The organism is Mesorhizobium sp. B2-7-3 (assembly GCF_006440715.1).
Taxonomy (GTDB): domain Bacteria; phylum Pseudomonadota; class Alphaproteobacteria; order Rhizobiales; family Rhizobiaceae; genus Mesorhizobium; species Mesorhizobium australicum.
In genome coordinates, this window is the sequence record NZ_VFTY01000001.1 from 216157 (window position 1) to 234886 (window position 18730).

Consider the following 18730-nt stretch of genomic DNA (forward strand, 5'->3'; position numbering starts at 1 on the left):
AGTTAATGCAAGCGCACCTGAGCCGCTAAAACAGCGCCTTCAGCTCCGGCAATTTGTCGTTGACTAGCCAGCCGTAATAATTCTCTTCCGGCAGCTTCTCCGGCTCGCCGGTGGCGCGGCGTTTTTCGTTTTCCACCTTCAGCGCATAAGCGCGCTGTTCCGGATTGCCGACATTGTAGAGCGTGGCGGTCAGGCCCGGATTGCCCGAAATGTCGAAGCCGGCGATGCTCTTATAGGCGTCGATCGACTTCCTGATCGTCGCGGCGACGTAAGGAAGCGTCAGGTCCGGATCCATGATGGTCTTGTAGACCGAATTGGGATCGGAGACGTCGAGCTTCGGCAAGCCCGACACCTTGTGCACGAGATCGCTCATCTGCAGGGCGGTCAGCGGGTTGAGCTGGCCGAGGCCGAAGGTCTGGCCGGCATAATAGGGCTGGAAGAAGGTGGCGCCGAACCGGTTGTCGGGGAAATCCTCGCCGCCGACGGTCTTGCCGCGAAACGAGCGGTTCCAAACCTGTTCACGGCATTCCCACAGATCGTAGCTGTCCGAAATCGCGGCGCACTTCCTGAATTCCGGCCGCTGCACGAAATCGGTAATGTCCTCGCCATCATAGGCGAAGGAGAGCTTGCTCGAGAGGTAGGAGATCGCCTTGACATAATAGGTCTGCAGCCGGTCATAGGCGTCGACATTGTAGGTGTGCTCGCCAACGATGGCGCCGACGATGTGCATCGGGTCGATGCCGTAGGCGCTTGCCGCCTTCTTGATCTTGCCGCGCAGGTCGGGGTCGTTCTGCAACAGCGCGTAGACCTTGCGATACTTCGCCTGGAAGCTGGTGTTGGTCGCCTGGGTGCGGCGACTGGAGGCGCCGGGAATGTCAGGCTGCTCGGCATTGCGGTTTCCCGGCGGCACCAATGTCGCCGCGTCGGCGGCGAACAGCGTCGCCGCCAGCGTCAAGCCGAGAATGACCAGGATGAGTTTTTTCATGCGCCGCCGCCTAGAGAATTGCCGCGCAAACTAGGTAAAGCACCTGGTCGAGTCGAGAGCGCCTCTTCATCCGGCGAGACGAAAGGTGGCCAGATGGTACCATCTGGCCACACATGGCTCCTGCCGGAGTTGTTACTCGATGCCGCGTCGGACTGCTCCGGCGTCTTCGTTCAGAGGATGAACCGCGACAGATCGGTGTTTCTGGAGAGGTCTCCGACATGCTTCTGCACATAGGCGGCGTCGATGGTGACGGCCGTGCCGTTGCGGTCGGGCGCATCGTAGGAGATCTCGTCCAGCACCCGCTCCATCACCGTCTGCAGCCGCCGCGCGCCGATATTCTCGATGCTGGCATTGAGGTCGACGGCGACGCCGGCCAGCGAATCGATGGCGTCGTCGGTGAAGGTCAGCTCGACGCCTTCGGTTTTCATCAGCGCGATGTACTGCTTGATCAGGCTGGCCTCCGTCTCGGTCAGGATGCGGACGAAATCGTCCTTCTCCAGTGCACGCAGTTCGACGCGGATCGGCAGGCGGCCCTGCAATTCCGGCAACAGGTCCGACGGCTTCGAGACGTGAAACGCGCCCGAGGCGATGAACAGGATATGGTCCGTCTTCAACGGCCCGTATTTGGTCGCCACCGTGGTGCCCTCGACCAGCGGCAGCAGGTCGCGCTGCACGCCTTCGCGCGACGGGCCGCCCGAAATGTCCGACCTGGCGGCAATCTTGTCGATCTCGTCGAGGAAGACGATGCCGTCATTTTCCGCTGCGTCCAGAGCCCGGCGCACCACCTCGTCCTGGTCGAGCAACTTGTCGGACTCGTCGCTGACCAGCAGGTCGTAGGACTCCTTCACCGTCGTCTTGCGCAGCTTGGTCTTCTTGCCGCCCATTGCCTTCGACAGCATGTCGTTGATGTTGAGCACGCCGATATTGGCGCCCGGCATGCCGGGAATTTCGAAGCCGGGCATGCCGCCATTGCCGGTGTCGGCCACCTCGATTTCGATTTCCTTGTCGTCGAGTTCGCCGTCGCGCAGCTTCTTGCGGAAACTATCGCGCGTCGCCGGGCTCGCCGTCTTGCCGACCAGCGCTTCCAGCACGCGTTCCTCGGCGTTGACGTGGGCGCGTGCCTTCACGTCCTCGCGCATCTTTTCGCGCACCAGCCCGATGGCGATTTCGACCAGATCGCGGATGATCTGCTCGACGTCGCGACCGACATAGCCGACTTCGGTGAACTTGGTCGCCTCGACCTTGACGAAAGGCGCGCCGGCCAGCCGGGCCAGGCGGCGCGAGATCTCGGTCTTGCCGACGCCGGTCGGGCCGATCATCAGGATGTTCTTCGGCATCACCTCTTCGCGCATCTGGCCTTCGAGCTGCTGGCGGCGCCAGCGGTTGCGCAAGGCAATGGCCACGGCGCGCTTGGCGTCCTTCTGGCCGATGATGAAGCGGTCGAGTTCCGAAACGATTTCGCGGGGAGAAAATGTGCTCATATCACTAAATTCCACTTTGCCACTGCTTGATGGCCTCGAACGGATGCAGCAGCATGATCACGTTGAGTGTAAGATTGTCCCGGATAAGATAGCCGGTACCCAGTTCGAAGAGGATGGCGAGGCTGACGATCACCCATATAGGTAGCCTTCGCGCCATCACAAATCCCAGCACCATGGCCAGTGTGTCGGACACCGAATTGATGATCGAATCGCCGTAATAATCGAGCGAAATGGTGCCGGCGCGGTAGCGCTCGATGATGAACGGGCTGTTTTCGAGGATTTCCCAGCCGCCCTCGACGAGGACGGCGAATGCCAGCCGCAAGCCGATCGGCGAGCGCGGGAACAGGAACCGGGCCAGCGCATAGAACAGGAAGCCGTGGATGATGTGCGAGAAAGTGTACCAGTCCGAAATGTGCTGGGAGTTCTCCGAACTGTTCACCACGCCATGCCACAGCTTGACATAGCCGCAGGTGCAGATCGGCGGATGGCCCATCAGATAGAGCGTGACAGCCTGGGCGGCGAGCAGGCCGGCGACGATCAGCAGCCCCATCCGCCAGCTGTCCTCGTAGGCCGAAAGGCCCTTGTCCCCGCTGGATATGACCATGCCCTGGATTACCCCTCTTGCGCGTCTTCGGCATCGATCGCCATCAGCACGACGTCGCCATGGATCGACTGCCTGCGATCAATGGCCCGGAATCCCGCCTTTTCATAGGCGCGGATGGCCCTGAGATTGGCGGGGTCGGGATCGATGATGACACGCGGCACGCCTTCTTCGAACAGGTCTTCGACGAATTGACGCACGATGGCTGAGCCATGGCCGATGCCGATCAATTCCGGCCGGCCGATCGAGACATCGATGCCCAGCGTGCCGAACGGCTGATCGGCATAGGGATGGCCGTCTTCCATATGCGGGTCATAGCTCTGCAGATAGGCGATCGGCTTTCCGTCGAGCTCAACGATCAGCGGCTCGACGGAAATCGAGTCTAGGTGATCGGCAATCTCCGCGATTTCCGTCTCGGGATCGTCCCACCACTCCGCAACATGCGGCTCGGCGAGCCAGCCGGCGATCATCGGCAGGTCCTTTTTGGTCACCGGCCGAAAATCGTAGCTACTTTCTCGTTTGACCATGATCTTTTCCGAAAACCGGTTCCCACCTTGCGGGGTCATGGTCTGGTTCAGGCGGCATCGAGCGTTTCGACGACGAAATTGTTGTTGGTGTAGACGCAGATATCGGACGCGATCTGCATCGCCCTGCGGGCGATCTCCTCGGCATCCTTGTCGGTATCCATCAGCGCGCGCGCCGCGGCCAGCGCATAATTGCCGCCCGAACCGATGGCCATGACGCCATGTTCGGGTTCCAGCACATCGCCATTGCCGGTCAGCGCCAGCGAGACCGACTTGTCGGCGACCAGCATCATCGCCTCCAGCCGGCGCAGATAGCGGTCGGTGCGCCAGTCCTTGGCGAGCTCGACGCAGGCGCGCGTCAGTTGGTCGGGATATTGTTCGAGCTTGGCTTCGAGGCGTTCCAGCAGAGTGAAGGCGTCGGCGGTAGCGCCCGCGAAACCGGCAATCACATTGCCGCCCTTGCCGATGCGGCGCACTTTGCGGGCATTGCCCTTCATGATGGTCTGGCCCAGGCTGACCTGGCCGTCGCCGGCGATCACCACCTTGTTGCCCTTGCGCACGGTCACGATGGTCGTGGCGTGCATGGTCAATTCATTGGACATTTCTTGGCTCCGATTCGCACCATCCCTTCAAAAGGCGATTTGGCGCGGTACGAGTGACTTTGATCGGCCATATGTATGCATGGGGCCAATGATTGCAAACCGCTCGATAGCGGCCGGGATCGCAACTGGCAATCGCCGGATCATGCTGCTAGAAGGCTCTCGTTTTCAAGCCAGCGAGCGCTTGAGACCCGTGAACCGGTCACGATCTGAACCACTGGCACAAGGATAGAGTGATGGCGCCTCGTTCCGCCGATGTAAGCCGCAAGACTGGGGAAACCGACATCTCCGTGTCGGTCCATGTCGACGGCTCCGGCAAATCGGACATCGCCACCGGCGTCGGCTTCTTCGACCATATGCTGGACCAGCTTTCCCGCCATTCCCTGATCGACATGACCGTCAGGGGAACGGGCGACCTGCACATAGACGACCACCACACGGTCGAGGACACCGGTATCGCGCTCGGGCAGGCCCTGACCAAGGCGCTGGGCGAGCGGCGCGGCATCATGCGCTACGCCTCGATCGACCTTGCCATGGACGAGACGCTGACGCGCGCGGCGATCGACGTGTCGGGCCGCCCCTTCCTGGTCTGGAACGTGTCGTTCTCGTCGCCCAAGATCGGCACCTTCGACACCGAACTGGTGCGCGAATTCTTCCAGGCGCTGGCGCAGAACGCCGGCATCACGCTGCATGTCACCAACCATTATGGCGCCAACAACCATCATATCGCCGAGACCTGCTTCAAGGCGGTGGCGCGCGCGCTGCGCGCCGCGCTCGAGCGCGATCCGCGCCAGCCTGACGCGGTTCCCTCCACCAAGGGTTCTTTGAAGGGATAGCCTCATGACCGCCTATGTCGTGATGGAGCCACCTGGCCGCAGCGAGAAAGTCGACACGACGACCTTAGTCCGCGACGGCTTCACCTGGCTCGGCCTGCTTGTGCCGCCGCTGTGGCTTGCCTGGCACCGGATGTGGGTCGAAGCGGCGCTCGCCTTTGTCGTCATGGGCGTGCTTTCAATGCTTGGCCAGGGACTTGGCCTCGGTGTGGCCGGCTCGCTTTTGTCGCTGCTCGTCTCGCTCTATGTCGGACTGGAAGGACAGGGCCTGCGCATCGCGGCACTGCGCCGCCGCGGCTGGCATGAGTGGGGCGTCGTCGAGGCCGGCTGGCTCGCCGATGCCGACATGCGCTATGCCCTTGAGGTGGAAGGGCTTTCGGATGAAGCAGCACCCGCGCCGCGCATCATTCCCGATGCCGCTTTGGCGCGCCCGGCGCAGCCCGGCATGGCGCTGGGGCTGACCCACATTCCGGGACGGCGCTGAGATGCGGGTTGCGATCATCGATTACGGTTCGGGCAATCTGCGCTCGGCCACCAAGGCCTTCGAGCGCGCCGCGCGCGAGGCCGGCATCGCGGCCGAGATCGACCTGACGGCCGATGCCGACCGGGTGCGCACCGCGGACCGCATCGTCCTGCCCGGCGTCGGCGCTTACGCCGATTGCGCGGCCGGCCTGCGTGCCGTGGACGGCATGTGGGAGGCGGTCGAGGACGTCGCCATCGCCAAGGGCCGGCCTTTCCTGGGAATTTGCGTCGGCATGCAGCTGATGTCCGAGCGCGGCCTCGAAAAGACCGTCACCAACGGCTTCGGCTGGATATCGGGCGACGTCAAGGAGATCACGCCTTCCGATCCGGCGCTGAAGATCCCGCAGATCGGCTGGAACACGATCGAATTGAGGCATAAGCACCCATTGTTCTCCGGCATTCCGACCGGCGCGGCGGGACTGCATGCCTATTTCGTCCACTCCTACCATCTCGACGCAAAAAAACCGGACGAGATCCTCGCGGTCGCCGACTATGGGGGTCCGGTGACGGCCACGGTCGCCCGTGACAATCTCGCTGGCACGCAGTTCCATCCTGAGAAGAGCCAGGCGCTGGGCCTGGCGCTGATCACCAATTTCCTGCGCTGGAGGCCCTGAACCATGGGCAAGAAGGGCTATTGGCTGGTAATGCTGACGGTGACAGACCCGGAAGGATATCAGCGTTACCGCGACGCCATCGGCGACGCGGTTTCGTCTTTCGGAGGCCGCTATCTCGTGCGCGGCGGACAAGTGACCAATCCCGAAGGGTCGGAATTTGGCAGGCAGGTGGTGGTCGAGTTCGACTCTTATGAAACCGCGCTCAGCTGCTATCGATCGCCAGCCTACCAGACAGCGTTGCAGAACAGGCTGGCGGCTTCGACCGGACATTTCGCGATCGTCGAGGGTGCCTGAGTGATCCTGTTTCCAGCCATCGACCTCAAGGACGGCCAATGCGTGCGGCTGAAGCACGGCGATATGGCGACCGCGACGATCTACAATGACGACCCCGCCGCGCAGGCAAAAGCCTTTGAAGGGCAGGGCTTCGAGTGGCTGCATGTCGTCGACCTCAACGGCGCCTTCCAGGGCCAGAGCGTCAACAGTGCCGCGGTAGGGGCCATCCTGAAGGCGACGAAGAACCCGGTGCAGCTCGGCGGCGGCATTCGCACGCTGGAGCAGATCGAGGACTGGCTCGACCGTGGGCTGGCCCGCGTCATCCTCGGCACGGTGGCGGTGCGCGATCCCGATCTGGTCAGGCAGGCCTGCAAGGCATTTCCGGGCAAGGTCGCGGTCGGCATCGATGCCAAGGGCGGCAAGGTAGCGGTCGAAGGCTGGGCCGAAGCCTCGAGCCTCGGAGTCATCGAACTGGCCAGGAAATTCGAGGGCGCCGGCGTCGCCGCCATCATCTATACCGACATCGACCGCGACGGCGTGCTGACCGGCATCAACTGGGACGCCACCATCGACCTTGCCGACGCCGTGTCGATCCCGGTCATCGCCTCGGGCGGACTGGCTTCGATCGCCGACATCGTGCGCATGACCATGCCCGATGCGAAAAAACTCGAAGGCGCAATCTCGGGCCGTGCCCTCTATGACGGCCGCATCGATCCCACAGAGGCGCTGGCCATCCTGCGGGGCCGGCCGGCGATGGAGGCGCGGTCGTGAAAGTTTCGCTCATCCTGGCCTCCTATGACAGCGGCCACTATCATGGCGGCATGGGCCAGGGGCCCGACGCGCTGATATCGGGCGGGCTCGTCGATGCCCTCACCCTTGCCGGCCACGACGTCACGGTCGAGGATATCGGCAGGGTCGGCGACGGCCAGGAGCGCGAGATCGCCACGGGTTTTGCCGTCTGCAACGCCGTCTCGGGCGAGGTCCGCATGGCCCGCGACAGGGGGCGGTTCCCCATCGTGCTGGCCGGAAACTGCCTGACGTCAGCCGGCGCGGTCGCCGGCGAAGGCGCCGACGCCATCATCTGGGCAGACCAGCACGGCGACCTCAACACGCCGGAGACGTCCGTCTACGGCTTTCTCGACGGCATGGCGCTGTCGACGGTGCTCGGCCTGTGCTGGCGTCCGATGGCGGCCGCCATTCCCGGCTTCAGGCCGATCGATCCCGCGCGCTGCGTGCTCCTCAACGCCCGCGATCTCGATCCGGCGGAGGAAAACCTTCTCGAAACATTGCCTGTCATCCGGACGGAATGTCCAGGCGTGGCGCAAGCGACGGAAAAACTGAAGGCCGCCGGGGCCAACAGCGTGCACATGCATCTCGATCTCGACGTGCACGACCCCAAGGCGCTGCAGGCCAACCGTTACGTCACATCAGGCGGACCGAACCCGGAGCAGCTGCGCGACGCGGCCTGCGCCATGGCGCTTGCGGTACCGGTCGTCGGCATCACCGTTTCCGCTTACGATCCGGCCTTCGATGCCCAAGCCGATGTGCCGCCGTTGGTCGGTCAGCTGCTCAACGATCTGCTTGCCACGATAGAGGGCCGCTGATGCTGAAAGCCCGCGTCATCCCTTGCCTCGACGTCAAGGACGGCCGTGTCGTCAAGGGCGTCAATTTCGTCGACCTCATCGACGCCGGCGATCCGGTGGAGGCCGCCAAGGCCTATGATGCCGCCGGCGCCGACGAACTCTGCTTTCTCGACATCACCGCCTCGTCGGACAATCGCGAGACCATCTTCGACGTCATCGCCCGCACCGCGGAACAATGCTTCATGCCGCTGACCGTCGGCGGCGGCGTGCGCCAGGTGGCCGACATCCGAAAATTGCTGCTGGCCGGGGCCGACAAGGTCTCGATCAACACGGCGGCGGTGAAGAACCCGGATTTCGTCGCCGAAGCGGCCGACAAGTTCGGCAACCAATGCATCGTCGTCGCCATCGACGCCAAGAAAGTCTCCGGCCCCGGCGAGGCCGACCGCTGGGAGATCTTCACCCATGGCGGGCGCGAGAAGACCGGCATCGACGCCGTGGAATTCGCGCGGAAAATGGTCGATCGCGGCGCCGGCGAGATCCTGTTGACCTCGATGAACCGCGACGGCACCAAGGCCGGCTACGACATCGCGCTGACCCGCGCGGTGTCGGACGCGGTGCGCGCGCCGGTCATCGCTTCGGGTGGCGTCGGCACGCTCGACCACATGGTCGAAGGCATCCGCGACGGCCATGCGGGTGCTGTGCTGGCGGCCTCCATCTTCCATTTCGGCACCTACACCATCGCCGAAGCCAAGGCGCATATGGCCAAGGCCGGCCTGCCGATGCGGCTGGACTCGCTGGGCAACAGGTCCTAGAGCATGCTCCCGAAGCCGGCTTTCGGGAAAAACCCGGCTTTAACAAGAAGATAGATCGAACATGGCCGAGTTTTCGCTCTCCGACCTGGAAAAAATCGTCAGCGACCGCGCCCATTCCGGCGATCCGGATTCGTGGACGGCCAAGCTTTACGCCCGGGGCATCGACAAGGCGGCGCAGAAACTCGGCGAGGAGGCGGTCGAGACCGTGATCGCCGCCGTCAAGGGCGACAAACAGGGCCTCGTTTCCGAAAGCGCCGATCTTATATATCATTGGCTTGTCGTTCTCGGCATCTCGGGTGTCCCGTTGAACGACGTGCTCAAGGAGCTCGAAGCCCGTACCGGGCGTTCGGGCATCGCCGAGAAGGCGTCGCGGCCCAAGGGCTGATCGGGAGGAAGGGCAGGTATCTCGATGGATCAGCTCGCGCCAACCGAGAAATACTCTCCGTTTCGCTTCTTCTCGGCCGAGCAGTGGTCGCGGTTCCGCGCCGATACGCCGCTGACGCTGAGCGAGGACGAGTTCCGCCGCCTGCGTTCGCTCAATGACCCGGTCGACCTCGAAGAGGTCAAGCGCATCTATTTGTCCTTGTCGCGGCTTTTGTCGGCGCATGTCGAGGCGAGCCAGCTTCTGTTCCGGCAGCGCCAGGCTTTCTTCAACGCCGCCGACGTGGCCAAGACGCCGTTCATCATCGGCATTGCCGGTTCTGTCGCGGTCGGCAAATCGACCACGGCGCGCGTGCTGAAGGAATTGCTGGCGCGATGGCCGTCGAGCCCTAAGGTGGACCTCATCACCACGGACGGCTTCCTGCTGCCCAACGAGGTGCTGCGCCGCGAAAACCTGATGGAGCGCAAGGGTTTCCCCGACAGCTACGATGTCGGCGCGCTGCTGCGTTTCCTCTCGGGTATCAAGTCGGCGTTGCCCGATGTCCGCGCGCCGGTCTATTCGCACCTTACCTATGACGTCATCCCCGGCGAGTTCGTCACCATCGACCGGCCCGACATCCTGATCTTCGAAGGCATCAACGTGCTGCAGCCGGGCAAGCTGCCGCAGGACGGCAAGATCGTGCCCTTCCTGTCGGACTTCTTCGACTTCGCCATCTATATCGACGCCGACGAGAAGCTGATCCACAATTGGTATATTTCCCGCTTCATGCGGCTGCGCGAAACCGCCTTCCGCGATCCGGACTCCTTCTTCCACCGCTATTCGCAGCTGTCGGAGGATGCGGCCAAGGCGATCGCCGAGGGCCTGTGGACCAACATCAACCTGAAGAACCTGCGCGAAAACATCCTGCCGACGCGTGCCCGCGCCGACTTGATCCTGCGCAAGGGCGCCGACCACCTGATCGAGGAAGTGGCGCTGCGCAAGTTGTAGCCGATAGACTGGGCGTAGCGGGCGCTCCACAAGCCCGCCACGCCGCTGTTTATGTGTCAGCCATTGGCGAACGGCACGGCGACATAGATCTGGGTGTCACCACGCTCGACCAGAAGCAGCACCGATTTGCGTCCGGATTTGCCGGCTTGGGCAATCGCTTGGGTCACCTGCCTGGCGCTCTTCACCGGAGCCTGGTTGACGGCGACGATGACATCGCCCGGCTGGATGCCGGCAGTCGCTGCCGGCTTGTCGGGATTGACGCTCGCAACCACCGCGCCGTGCTGGTTCTCGGGCAGGTTCATCTGCTGGCGGATGTCCGGCGTGATATCCATCAAGCCGAGGCCGACGGCCGGCACGCGGGAACCCTGTTCGGTGCCCGGCGCGCTGGAGTCATCCGTAGACGCCGTTTTCACATCGTCGCTGTTGCGTCCGACCTCCACCGAGATCTGCATGGCCTTGCCCTTGCGCCAGACATCCAGTCTCTCCTTGGCACCCGGCGCGACGTCGGCGACGGCTCGTGACAGGTCCTTGGGATCCTTGACATCCTGCCCGGCGAAGCCGGTGATGACGTCGCCGGTCTCGACGCCGGCCTTGGCCGCGGGCGAGCCGTCATTGACCTGCGAGACCAAGGCACCGCTGGGACGGTCCAGCCCGATGGCGCTTGCCACATCCGGGGTGACGGGCTGGATCTCGACGCCGAGATAGCCGTATTCGATGTTGCCGCCCTTCATCAGTTTGGCGACCACCTTCTCGGCCTGGTCCGACGGAATGGCGAAACCGACACCGACGCTGCCGCCATTGGGCGAATAGATCGCCGTGTTGATGCCGACGACATTCCCGTTGACGTCCACCAGCGGGCCGCCGGAATTGCCGTGATTGATCGGCGCGTCTATCTGGATGAAATCGTCGAAGGGCCCGCTATGCAGGTCGCGGCCACGCGCCGAGACGATACCGGCCGTTACCGTGGTGCCGATGCCGAACGGATTGCCGATCGCCAGCACCTGGTCGCCTGTCATGAGCTTGTCGGAGTCGCCCCATTTCACGGTTGGCAACGACTTGCCGGCGTTGATCTTCAGCACGGCGAGGTCGTTCTTGGCATCGTGACCGACCAGCTTGGCCGGGAGCTCCGTGCCGTCGTCGAGCGTGACCTTTATCGAGGAAGCGCCGTCGACGACATGGTTGTTGGTGACGATGGTGCCGTCGGCACCGACGATGAAGCCCGAACCGAGCGCTTCGGCCCGCGGCAACCGCTGTTGCGGAGGCGTCTTGGGAGCGGGCATGCCCTGATCGCCGAAGAACTGGCGGAAATAGTCGTCGAAGGGCGAGGCGCCATCGAAGGGCGACGCTTCGTTCATTGCTTCCGGCTGTCCTTTCATGACCGTGGTCACGGTCACGACGGCCGGCTTGGTCGTGGCCACGATCGGCGCCAACGAACCCCTCGGGGCCGAGGTCCCGGCAACGGGGGTCTGCGTCGTTGCAACCGTGTTGCCCGTGCCGACGCCGTTCGCGCTGTCGGCGAATGAGACGACAAAGGGAGAAACCAGCAGCGCGGCGCCCAGCAGGGCGGCGACGCGATGCCTACGAAGAATGCTCAGGTTTGACATGGTCGTTCTGTCCGGGCGAGGGGTTGATCCGCGCCGCGGGTCTTCCTGGGAGAAGTGCCCGTCAGCGTGCCGACGGCCCGGGTTGCCTGCCTCGCCACGCATGGCAGCCGGCCGGATCGACAACAACTATCTAGGGCGCCGATCTGCGCGATTTAGGGTTTTAGCCCGACCTTACGAAGATTTAATTCAGAGTGCGCTTACGGATCGCAGATAGGCCGACGCGATTTCGCGCATGCGCCCGCCGTCGAAGCTCGGGCCGTGGCCGCCATGGCCGATCCTGATCGGCAGGTCGAGCAGCCGGCGCATCGTGTTGCGATAGGCCTCCCGGTCGGAATCCGGCAAATCGTCGATCAGCGTGTCGTCATAGATGGCGTCGCCGCTGAAAAACAGGCCGTCGGCCTCATCGAAAAGCGCGATCGAATCCGGCGAATGTCCGGGGAGATGCAGCACCCGAAACCGGCGGTCTCCTAGATCGACCACGTCGCCTTCGTCGAGCATACGCGTCAACGGTGCCGGCGCTATCGCATAGTCGGCCGACTTCCAGCCAGGCGCCGGCAATTTCGAAACGGCGCCCTCGAGATCGTGGAACATGTAGGCGTAAGTCGCGGCCTCATCCATGCTCTCGAATTGCGCTGCGCTCATCCTTGGCCCGGCCCGCAGCGGAAATTCGTGCAGCGAGCCGACATGGTCGAGGTGGATATGGGTGGCGACGACCAGAAGCGGCTTGCCTTCGGGCGTCCTTATCTCCGGCGCCAGCGGACAGATGCCCATCCCGGTGTCGACCAGAAGGTCGGCGTCGCGGCCGGTGAAATGCCAGATATTGGCGCGCACATAGTCGTGCACGAACGGCTCGGTCAGCATCGTCGTCCTGCCGTCGACGATGCGCCTGGAGAACCAGCTATTCATCAGGTGTGAGCCTGGGCATCAAGTGTGAGCCGGGCATCGGGTGTGAGCCGGGCATCAAGCGGACCCGGCATCAGACGAACGGCTTTCCGACCTTGTATTTTTCCGGCACCAGCCGCTTGAGATAGGCCATTCCGGCCTCGGACAGCTGGTTGGCGTCGGGCTTCATGAAATCGTCGGGCATGTGGCGGGTCTTGCCGGCGACGTTCTTCAGCGGCACCTTCTTCAGCACTATCTTGCTGCCATCATATTGCAGCGCCACCGAGCCGCCGCCCTGTTCGGCGACGCCGACGGCAAAAGCGCCGGCATCGAAGGCCTCCTGCGCATCGACCGGGCTGATGGAGCCGACATAGCCGCGCGGCATGTAGCCGAGTGCGTCGACGCGGGCACGCTTGCCCGGCAGCCCCTCGGCCAATGCCCGTTCGAGCGCCGCCGGCAGGTCGCTGCCCGAGAGTTTGACGTTGCCGTGCTGGTCGCGCTCGAGCTTGTCCGCCGGCACCAGGCTTTCGACCAGTGCCTTGCCGTCGGCGGTGCTGACGCCTTCCGACACGGCGACGATGCAGCGCTTGTGGCGGTCGAGCGTGGCGCGCACGTCGTCGATGAAGCCGGCGGCGGAGAACGGCCGCTCCGGGACGTAGACCAGATGCGGGCCGCTGTCGGAATCGAGCTGCCAGGCCGCCGACGCCGCGGTCAGGAAGCCGGCATGGCGGCCCATGACGATGCCGACATAGATGCCGGGAAGGGCGCGAAAATCGAGATCGACGGACAGGAAGGCGCCAGCGACGAATTCGGCCGCGGACATGAAGCCCGGCGTATGGTCGTTTTCCTCGAGATCGTTGTCGATGGTCTTCGGCGCATGGACGAAAGCGATCTTGCCGCCGGCGGCATCGGTCAGGATCTGCTGCGTGCCCGAGGTGTCGTTGCCGCCGATATAGATGAAGGCGTCGGCGCCCGCCTTCTGCAGGCCCTTCAAGATGACCTCGCAATAGGCGGCATCCGGCTTGTCGCGCGTCGACCCGAGAGCGGCGCTCGGCGTCCCGGCGATCAGCCGCAGCCGGTCCTCGGGGATGGCGGAGAGGTCGACATAGTTGCCGTCACGGATGCCGCGCACGCCGTGCAGGGAGCCCAGCACCTTGGCACCGGGATGGCGCCTGCGGATCTCCAGCGCGGCGCCCACGACCGTCTGGTTGATGACGGCGGTCGGGCCGCCGCCCTGCGCGATGACGAAAGTTCCAGCCATGCTTGATGTCTCCCTAGGGCATGACGCCGAAAGAGACGGATCCGGATTTCAGGTTGAACGGACCTGAAATCATCCGGCTCTAGGCGATGGTTTTCAGGTCACCTTGGCCTGTCTTGCCGCATCGCGCAACGGGAGAAACGGAGGGCTGGACGATCACATGACGACGACGGGGTTTTTCTTCGAAACCCGGCTGTAGAGGTCGATAATGTCCTGGTTGATCAAGCGCACGCAGCCCGACGACATCGCCTGGCCGATGCTCCACCATTCCGGCGAGCCATGGATGCGGTAGCCGGTGTCCTTGCCGTCCTGGTAGATGTAGAGCGCACGCGCCCCGAGGGGATTGGTCAGGCCGCCGGGCTGGCCGCCCTGCCACTTCACCAGTTCCGGCTTGCGCTGGATCATTTCGGGCGGCGGCGTCCAGGTCGGCCACTCCCTGCCGTACTGGATGTTGGCGCGGCCGGACCAGCGGAAACCGTCCTTGCCGATGCCGACGCCGTAGCGGATGGCGTCGCCACCCGGCTGGACGAGATAGAGCATGCGTTCCTTGAGATGCACGACGATGGTGCCGGGCGCCTCGCCGGTCGTATCGACGACGATCTGGCGACGGAACTCCGGCTTGACCTTGAGATAGGGCACCTCGGGCACGTTGAAGCCGTTATCCGTCAAGGAGGCATACATGACGTCGGGGCTGGTGATGTTCTTGTCGACGCTGATCGAGGGCCGGATCGGCACCGAACCGGTGACCGTATCGTCGAGCTGCAGCGCCGGCAGATCGACACCACCCGAGGTCGAGCAGCCGGCGACGCCGAGCAATGCCAAAGCGCCCGCCCCGGACAGGACGGCGCGGCGGGAAAGAAGAAGATCGGTTTCGACTGCGTCGCCGTTTCGTGGCGGCGTCGGACCTTGCGGCAACTCACGCATATACCCAAATCCTACGCTGTCGGCGGGAAGCACGGTCCGGCCGGATAGTGGGCATTTTCATCATTCATGGTTGATAAAGCGTGAATGCCTTGCGCTGCTTGCGTTTGCGCCTTGCCGAGGCGCCGCTCCGCCCTCCCGCGCGGTCGCCATTAAACATCTGCAAGACGTTGAAACCGTCATCAAGCTTTTTGCCGCTGGCGCAATTGACGTCGCGGTCCCGTAAGAGTCGTGCCGGTTGCCCGGCCGGAATACGCAAAAACAAGGATTCGGTCCCTTTACATTCTTCGGGAGCCAAGGATTTATCCTCTTCTTTGAGCTCAAAGGAGACGAGCATGTCCTTCGAAAACTGGGCCGCCTTCGCTGCCGCGTCGACCATCCTCCTCATCATCCCGGGCCCGACGATCCTTCTGGTCGTCTCCTATGCGCTGGGCCAGGGCTGGCGCACCGCTTTGCCGATGGCGGTCGGCGTGGCGCTCGGCGACTTCACCGCCATGACCTTGTCGATGCTGGGCATCGGCGCGCTGCTTGCCGCTTCGGCTGGTGTCTTCACCATCCTGAAACTGATCGGCGCCGGCTATCTGATTTATCTCGGCGTGAAACTGTTCCGCGCCGGCGGCGCGCTGAAGGCCGAACCCCGCACCGACGCGGTGTCGTCGGCCAAGATGATGGCGCATGCCTGGCTGGTCACCGCGCTCAACCCGAAAAGCATCACCTTCTTCGTCGCCTTCCTGCCGCAGTTCCTCGACCGGCACGCCGACTTCCGGACGCAGATGCTGATCTTCGAGACGACCTTCCTGGCGCTCGCCTTCGCCAACGCTTTCGGTTACGCGCTGATCGCGGCACGCGCCCGCAACGTGGTCCGCAATCCCAAGGCGATCCGCATCTTCAACCGTACCGGCGGCACGCTCCTGGTCGGCGCCGGCATCGCCACGGTGGCGATGCGTTCCGGCAATTGATGTCCCGACGCGGGTGAGGCCCGGAGGGCCTCACCATTTTACGCTGAAGCCCAGATTGCCCTCGAGGATGCGGCGTTTGTCGCCGCCGAGATTGGTGGTGTAGTCGCCGGTGGCAAAGATGCTGACCTTGTCCGTCACCTTGGCGACGATACCGCCGCCGAACTCGAACGAGGTCGACCTGCCCTCCGTCGAGATGTCGGTGGTGTCGAAACTGACACGATCGGTGCCGCCAAAATCATGCCAGATATTGGCCTTGAGGTAGGGCTGCAGCGCTATTCCATTGACAACGGACTCGCCCTGCAGCCGAGCCCCGATCCGGCCGGTGACGCTGCCCTCGCTATCGAAGGAAACCGACGAGAAACGATCCTTGGCATCGTCGAGCGACAGATGCTGCCAGATCAGTTGCGCCTGCGGTTCGAGCGTCCAGCCCTGCGCCAGCGCAATGGGATGGCCGCCCTCCAGCGAGGCGGTGACACCTGTTCCGCCAATGTCGATGCCGACGTTGCGCGACGACGTCGCGTCGCCGCCGAAGAAGGTGGCCATGAGGACGCCGTCGAGGTACCAGCCGCCTTGGCCGATGCGGGTCCAGTAACCGCCGACGCTGGTGCCGCTGACATCGATGCCGCCGACGGACAGATCATTCTGCCCCAGCGCCTGGCCGCGCACATCGCCCTTCATGCTGGCATAGGCGACGAACAGGCCGGCGCGATCGATCCCGCCCGACGCGGTTTCGCGTCCGAAGACGTCGAAGCCCGCCTGCAGGCCGAACAAGGTGCCGTCGAAGGACGGCGACACCGTTCCCGACCAGCCCACCTTGGCGTCCTGGCCGTAGATGCGGCCCCAGACCGGCGACAGCTCCGTGTTCGACAACAGGCTCTGTTCGCCGCGCCGCTCATGGAAGGTGCCAAGTGTCGTCATCGCCAGATGCTCGGCCACAGGCGGCACCGCGGAATAGACCGGCACCTCGACGCGATAGAGCAGGATTTCCTCCCCTGCCGCGGGCATCGGAAGATCGGGCACGGCGGTCGGGACCGGCGGGGGCGGTGGCGGTGGATCAGCCGCCGGCGCCGGCGGCGGCGGCGGCGGCGGCACGGGCACCGGATCGCTAGCCTGCACGGGCGGCGTCGGGTCGGCCGGCGGAGTGTTGATGTCGCCCTCGGTCGGCGTCGGCACCGGCGGCAGCAGGGATGGCGGCGGCGGAGGTTCGGTCTCGGGCGGCACCGGTTCCGGCGCGGGTGTTGGTTCTGCCGCCGGCGGCGCCGCGGCCGGCGATGTCGGCGTTATCAGCGACGAGCGCAGATACCAGTTCTCCGCGCTGCCTGCGGTGACGCCACCCTTGAACAGATAATATTCGAAGGCGCCTGCCGCGACGGGTGCGTCGAGCGCGAAGGCGCTTGAGGTGGAGGTGGCGCCGTTGACCGCCTGGACGACCATGATGCCGTCCTGCATCGTTTCGGCCCCCGCGCCGCCGACATTGACCACCGCGATGCCGGTCGAGCCGGAAGCCGTGCCGCCCGAAAGCACCAGCCTGTCCGACGCCGACGAATCATCGCCGAGCTCGGTCTGGATGAGCAGCAGGCCGCCGAGCCCGGTGTAATTGCCCGAAATCGTCAGCCGGTCCGTCGCGCCGGTACTGCCGTTGGTCAGGTCGATGCGGCCTGCATTGACGACGTCCGCAAGCTGGCCCGACGTAAAGGCCTGGATCGACGCGTTGAAGCCGCCGCCATAGAGCGTGCTCGCGGCATCGACATTGAGCGATCCCGTGCCGGTGCCGCTGTCTCCAAGCACGAGATTGCCGTCCAGCGTGAGCTGGGTGTCGTTGGTGGCGTCGACGGTCTCCCAGTTCTGGATCCGGCTGATGCCGTCGAGCTTGACGTTATCGAAGGCCAGCGTATCGGTGCCGAGACCGCCATTCAGCGCGTCGGCGCCGCCGAGATTGGCTTTGGTCAGGTTGCTCAGCTTTGCCGTATCGTTGTCGCCGCCGAGATCGACGGCGCCGTAGATGATGCCGCCGCCATTCCACACGAAATTGTCGGCTCCGAAGCTCATCAGCACATCGCCGCCGACGGTGCCGCCCGTGATCGTCACGCTGTCGTTGCCGCCGCTGACGCTGATGTTGCCGCCGATCGTGCCGCCGGAGAGAATGATGGTGTCCTGGTCGAAGCCGGTGACCAGGTTGCGGTCGATGATGCCGCCCGACATGTTGAAATAGTTCCTGTCGAGCTTCATGTTGACGCGGCCGATGCGGCCGTCGGTCATCACGGCACGGTCGCCGTCGTCGAAGAAATCGACGATGCGCCCGCCGGTCATGGTGAAGGTGTCCAGCCCGTCGCCCTGGTTCAGCGAACCGACCTGGCCGCCGCTCATGTTGAAGTCGTCGATGCCGGCGCCCTGCTGGACATTGCCGGCGACGGTGCCGCCGCCGATGGTGAAGAAATCCGTGCCGTCGCCCTGATCGACCGTGCCGGTGATGGTGCCTGACTGCATGTTGATGCGGTCCGTGCCCGGGCCGAAGGTGACGTTACCGCTCACCTGGCCGGTGCCGCCGGCGGGAAAGTTCAGCGTGTTGTTGCCGATGGTGTCGTTGAGGCTGCCGCCCGAATCGCCACTATCGCAAGTGAAGACGTCATTGCCCGGAGACGGAACCAGCAGGCATGCCGCCAGGGCCGCGGAGTTCGGCAGCAACATAAGGGTCGTAGTTGCAAGTAAGCTAATAAACCCAGCATTGATCCGCCTGGGCTTTCGCTGCAGCAAAGAAACAGCCCTGCCAATGTGCTCCGAACCGCTGTTCGGAACCTGTATTTCAAAATGCCGCATCGCGTCCCCCTCTCAGATCGCGATTTCAAGCCCCTTACCCGCGCCGCAATCAAGCCACAATTCGTACGGTTTTACAAAACCTATTCTGTCTCC

General features: G+C 64.0%; 21 protein-coding genes. 10 read left to right on the forward strand and 11 right to left on the reverse strand.

Translation table 11 applies throughout. From position 1 onward, the window contains the following. Window positions 1-25 precede the first annotated feature (25 nt). From FJW04_RS01130 to hslV, 5 genes are all read right to left on the reverse strand, one after another. Window positions 26-985, reverse strand: coding sequence for a DUF1402 family protein (locus FJW04_RS01130; RefSeq protein ID WP_140711844.1), 960 nt, complete (start codon window positions 983-985; stop codon window positions 26-28). Between the two features lie 170 nt (window positions 986-1155). After that, on the reverse strand, window positions 1156-2466 hold the full coding sequence (gene hslU / locus FJW04_RS01135) for an ATP-dependent protease ATPase subunit HslU (protein ID WP_015314577.1): 1311 nt from the start codon (window positions 2464-2466) through the stop codon (window positions 1156-1158). A 4-nt stretch (window positions 2467-2470) separates the two neighbouring features. Continuing rightward, window positions 2471-3070 carry a DUF2585 domain-containing protein gene (locus tag FJW04_RS01140; RefSeq protein ID WP_140620598.1) on the reverse strand — a complete coding sequence of 200 codons (600 nt, stop codon included), beginning with the start codon at window positions 3068-3070 and terminating at the stop codon, window positions 2471-2473. Window positions 3071-3078: 8 nt separating this feature from the next. Continuing rightward, the gene (locus FJW04_RS01145) at window positions 3079-3594 is read right to left on the reverse strand and encodes a GNAT family N-acetyltransferase (protein ID WP_140711846.1); all 516 of its coding nucleotides are present in this window, start codon (window positions 3592-3594) and stop codon (window positions 3079-3081) included. A gap of 47 nt (window positions 3595-3641) precedes the next feature. Further along, on the reverse strand, window positions 3642-4193 hold the full coding sequence (gene hslV, locus FJW04_RS01150) for an ATP-dependent protease subunit HslV (protein ID WP_015314580.1): 552 nt from the start codon (window positions 4191-4193) through the stop codon (window positions 3642-3644). 233 nt (window positions 4194-4426) lie between these two features. On the opposite strand from hslV, the gene hisB reads away from it, so the two are divergent. The 9 genes from hisB to coaA all read left to right on the forward strand — a co-directional run bounded on the left by hisB (window position 4427) and on the right by coaA (window position 10196). After that, window positions 4427-5026, forward strand: coding sequence for an imidazoleglycerol-phosphate dehydratase HisB (hisB, locus tag FJW04_RS01155; RefSeq protein WP_140711848.1), 600 nt, complete (start codon window positions 4427-4429; stop codon window positions 5024-5026). A 4-nt stretch (window positions 5027-5030) separates the two neighbouring features. Beyond that, window positions 5031-5507 carry a DUF2628 domain-containing protein gene (locus FJW04_RS01160; RefSeq protein ID WP_140711850.1) on the forward strand — a complete coding sequence of 159 codons (477 nt, stop codon included), beginning with the start codon at window positions 5031-5033 and terminating at the stop codon, window positions 5505-5507. A 1-nt stretch (window position 5508) separates the two neighbouring features. Further along, complete coding sequence (gene hisH, locus FJW04_RS01165) at window positions 5509-6159, forward strand: imidazole glycerol phosphate synthase subunit HisH (protein ID WP_015314583.1); 651 nt, start codon at window positions 5509-5511, stop codon at window positions 6157-6159. 3 nt (window positions 6160-6162) lie between these two features. After that, a complete protein-coding gene (locus tag FJW04_RS01170) occupies window positions 6163-6453 on the forward strand; it encodes a DUF1330 domain-containing protein (protein ID WP_140711852.1) in 291 nt (96 codons plus the stop codon). Next, complete coding sequence (gene hisA, locus FJW04_RS01175; protein WP_140711854.1) at window positions 6454-7203, forward strand: 1-(5-phosphoribosyl)-5-[(5-phosphoribosylamino)methylideneamino]imidazole-4-carboxamide isomerase; 750 nt, start codon at window positions 6454-6456, stop codon at window positions 7201-7203. Further along, window positions 7200-8036 (forward strand): arginase family protein, encoded by an 837-nt coding sequence (locus FJW04_RS01180; protein ID WP_140711856.1) that lies wholly within the window; start codon window positions 7200-7202, stop codon window positions 8034-8036. Before hisA ends, FJW04_RS01180 begins: the two co-directional genes overlap by 4 nt. Further along, window positions 8033-8827: an imidazole glycerol phosphate synthase subunit HisF gene (hisF, locus tag FJW04_RS01185; protein WP_041163598.1), complete on the forward strand. Its 795-nt coding sequence runs from the start codon at window positions 8033-8035 to the stop codon at window positions 8825-8827. The genes FJW04_RS01180 and hisF overlap by 4 nt, the downstream gene beginning before the upstream one ends. 61 nt (window positions 8828-8888) lie before the next feature. After that, window positions 8889-9212: a phosphoribosyl-ATP diphosphatase gene (locus FJW04_RS01190; protein ID WP_015314588.1), complete on the forward strand. Its 324-nt coding sequence runs from the start codon at window positions 8889-8891 to the stop codon at window positions 9210-9212. 24 nt (window positions 9213-9236) lie between these two features. Continuing rightward, window positions 9237-10196: a type I pantothenate kinase gene (gene coaA / locus FJW04_RS01195; RefSeq protein ID WP_140660227.1), complete on the forward strand. Its 960-nt coding sequence runs from the start codon at window positions 9237-9239 to the stop codon at window positions 10194-10196. Window positions 10197-10252: 56 nt separating this feature from the next. Here coaA and FJW04_RS01200 read toward each other — a convergent pair whose 3' ends face one another. The 5 genes from FJW04_RS01200 to FJW04_RS01220 form a co-directional block, all read right to left on the reverse strand. After that, complete coding sequence (locus FJW04_RS01200) at window positions 10253-11800, reverse strand: DegQ family serine endoprotease (protein WP_140711858.1); 1548 nt, start codon at window positions 11798-11800, stop codon at window positions 10253-10255. A gap of 186 nt (window positions 11801-11986) precedes the next feature. Continuing rightward, complete coding sequence (locus FJW04_RS01205) at window positions 11987-12706, reverse strand: MBL fold metallo-hydrolase (RefSeq protein ID WP_140711860.1); 720 nt, start codon at window positions 12704-12706, stop codon at window positions 11987-11989. Between the two features lie 70 nt (window positions 12707-12776). Next, on the reverse strand, window positions 12777-13943 hold the full coding sequence (locus tag FJW04_RS01210) for a diphosphate--fructose-6-phosphate 1-phosphotransferase (protein ID WP_015314592.1): 1167 nt from the start codon (window positions 13941-13943) through the stop codon (window positions 12777-12779). A gap of 153 nt (window positions 13944-14096) precedes the next feature. Further along, window positions 14097-14864, reverse strand: a complete 768-nt coding sequence (locus FJW04_RS01215) for a L,D-transpeptidase (protein WP_015314593.1) — start codon at window positions 14862-14864, stop codon at window positions 14097-14099. A gap of 64 nt (window positions 14865-14928) precedes the next feature. Next, window positions 14929-15198: a hypothetical protein gene (locus FJW04_RS01220; RefSeq protein WP_140660229.1), complete on the reverse strand. Its 270-nt coding sequence runs from the start codon at window positions 15196-15198 to the stop codon at window positions 14929-14931. Here FJW04_RS01220 and FJW04_RS01225 point away from each other — a divergent pair. Next, the gene (locus FJW04_RS01225) at window positions 15197-15820 is read left to right on the forward strand and encodes a LysE family translocator (protein WP_015314594.1); all 624 of its coding nucleotides are present in this window, start codon (window positions 15197-15199) and stop codon (window positions 15818-15820) included. The genes FJW04_RS01220 and FJW04_RS01225 overlap by 2 nt on opposite strands. A 30-nt stretch (window positions 15821-15850) precedes the next feature. On the opposite strand, the gene FJW04_RS01230 is transcribed toward FJW04_RS01225, so the two are convergent. Continuing rightward, window positions 15851-18637 (reverse strand): autotransporter outer membrane beta-barrel domain-containing protein, encoded by a 2787-nt coding sequence (locus FJW04_RS01230; RefSeq protein WP_140711862.1) that lies wholly within the window; start codon window positions 18635-18637, stop codon window positions 15851-15853. Window positions 18638-18730 lie beyond the last annotated feature (93 nt).